Source organism: Bartonella sp. CM120XJJH (genome assembly GCF_042194715.1).
GTDB lineage: Bacteria > Pseudomonadota > Alphaproteobacteria > Rhizobiales > Rhizobiaceae > Bartonella.
Genome location: NZ_JBHINE010000080.1, coordinates 1 through 924 on the forward strand (window position 1 = coordinate 1; position 924 = coordinate 924).

At 46.6% G+C, this 924-nt stretch carries 1 protein-coding gene; it reads left to right on the top strand.

The features are described from left to right. A partial coding sequence (locus ACFIKU_RS09820; RefSeq protein ID WP_375657396.1) for a S49 family peptidase occupies window positions 1–839 on the top strand: 839 nt, incomplete at its 5' end. Between the last annotated feature and the right edge of the window lie 85 nt (window positions 840–924).

Consider the following 924-nt stretch of genomic DNA (forward strand, 5'->3'; position numbering starts at 1 on the left):
GTGCATGGCTTGGGGCTTTATCGGGGCTAACCTCTTATGAAGGTTTGGGGGCTTCTTTTCGTGAAGCCATTGCACAATCTGATGTTCGCGCTGTTTTACTTGATATTGACAGCGGCGGTGGAGAAGCGGGCGGTGTCTTTGATTTGGTTGAAGAGTTTCAAGCACTCTCAAAACAATACGAAAAGCCCATTTGGGCGCATGCCAATGAGTTTGCCTGTTCAGCGGCTTATGCCATTGCCTGCTCTGCTTCTCAAATATGGGTTGCTCGCACGGGTGTTGTAGGCTCGATTGGTGTCGTTTGCGCCCATCTTGACCAATCCCGTGCAGATGAAAAACACGGGCATAAATGGACCTTTGTCTTTGAAGGTGATCACAAAGTTCATGGCAACCCTCACGAACCCTTGAGCGATACAGCACAGATAAAAATGCAAGCCGATTGCGCCCTGCTCTACGAGATGTTTGTCGATTTGGTGGCGCAAAACAGACGCTTAAATGCTGATGCAATTCGTGACACAAAAGCAGAAACTTTTATAGGCAGCCAAGCTCTCAAACTTGGATTAGCAGATGTGCAAGGCACCCTTGCGCAAGCTTTGGAAGCCTTAACGGATTCCATATCACAAAACCCAACATCAACAACAAAAGAAGGACAAAACACATGGCACGCACACAATACCGCGCTGAAGAAGAGGATGACGAAAAGATTGTCGACATCATCAATGACGAGGAAGAGGACGAAGACGATAATGACGTCGACAAAAACGCCGAAATCTTTGACGACGAAGAAAACGAAGATGAGGACGAAGACAATGAGGACAATGAAAACAAGCGCGAAGATATGAAAGCCGTGCTTGAAAAAGAAAGAAAGCGCGCAAAAGCACTGACCAACCTTGAAAAGCAAGCAAAGCAATTAGGCGTTTCTTTTGA